Annotated in this window: 3 pseudogenes; 1 reads left to right on the plus strand and 2 read right to left on the minus strand. The window is 63.1% G+C overall.

Features of this window, described 5'->3' with window-relative positions:
- Window positions 1-248 (plus strand): annotated as a pseudogene (locus F6Q13_RS17600) (ionic transporter y4hA); the annotation flags it as partial.
- A gap of 261 nt (window positions 249-509) precedes the next feature.
- Here the strand turns inward: F6Q13_RS17600 and F6Q13_RS17605 are convergent.
- A pseudogene (locus F6Q13_RS17605) lies at window positions 510-938 on the minus strand (ATP-binding protein); the annotation flags it as partial.
- 17 nt (window positions 939-955) lie between these two features.
- Window positions 956-1,045 (minus strand): annotated as a pseudogene (locus F6Q13_RS17610) (hypothetical protein); the annotation flags it as partial.
- Window positions 1,046-1,268: the final 223 nt, after the last annotated feature.

Genomic DNA, 1,268 nt, shown 5'->3' on the forward strand with positions numbered 1-1,268 from the left:
GCCTCAACCTCGCCTACGGTTCGTCGATTGCCAGCATCGGGCTGACCATCCCGGCCATCGCGGTCGTTTCGATGTGGACCCATGACGCCCTGGCACTCGGCCTCGGGGCCATCGAGATGGTGTTGTTTGCGTTGACCGTCGTGGTCAGCATGTTGACCGTGGTGCCCGGGCGGGCCACCCGGCTGCAAGGCGAGGTGCATTTGGTGCTCCTCGCGGCGTACTTGTTTCTCGCGGTCATCGTCCCGTGAGCGGTCGGCTACCAAGGCCTGAAAACCATGCAGGCCGAGTCGGAGTCCATCAGGTGTGGCCGATGCGGTGGACCTAAGCAGCTTGCTACCCGACTTCGGCTTCTGATGCCCGCCCGACCAGTGTCCGATGGCCGATCAGCTCGTCCTGACCAATTTCGCGCGCCACCTGGGGAAGCTACAGCCGCCGCCAACCCGGTCAGGTGTCAACAGCGGTTGAAAATTGACCCCTTTGTGACGGTTGAAAATTGACCCCCTTGGTGTTCATTCTTCGGTTGACGATCCTGGGACTTGCCCGAGGTCGCGGTCTTTGATCCGGTAGGAGTCGCCCTTGAGGGCGATTACTTCGGCGTGGTGGACGAGGCGGTCGATCATGGCCGCGGCCACGACGTCGTCACCGAACACTTCGCCCCAGCGGCCGAACGGTTTGTTGGAGGTCACGATCAGGCTGGCCCGTTCGTAGCGGCTGGAGACCAGTTGGAAGAACAGGTTGGCGGCTTCGGGTTCGAACGGGATGTAGCCGACCTCATCAACGACGAGCAGTGGGTAGCGGCCCAGCCGGGTGAGTTCTTGTTGGAGGCGTCCGGCGTGATGGGCGTCGGCGAGTCGGGCGACCCATTGGCTCGCGGTGGCGAACAGCACGCGGTGCCCGGCCTGGCAGGCCCGGATGGCCAGCCCGATCGCCAGAAGGAGTCCGGTTCAAGACTCACAATCTTCAATGTCCTGGCGATTACCTTGATCGGCAACCTCTCCGCTCGACGTAGCCTGCGGATCTCAGCCCAATCCTCCACTGACAACAACTCCCTTCTCCTCTCGACGGGTAAGCCGAGAGTCCGTCGAAGGGGGTCAAAATTCGGGCGTCGACACGGGGTCAGTTTTCCGGCGTCGCCGACACTGGGCCTTCGGTCGTGGCGAACTCACCTACCGGGACGTCCGCTGGTAAGGTCCCGGCCCCCGGCCGCTGAACCGCAGTGGCAGGTCCAGGATTCGAACCTGGGTAGGCATACGCCGACGGATTTACAG

Origin of the sequence: Mycobacterium sp. (genome assembly GCF_008709575.1) — a bacterium.
Taxonomy (GTDB): Bacteria; Actinomycetota; Actinomycetes; order Mycobacteriales; family Mycobacteriaceae; genus Mycobacterium.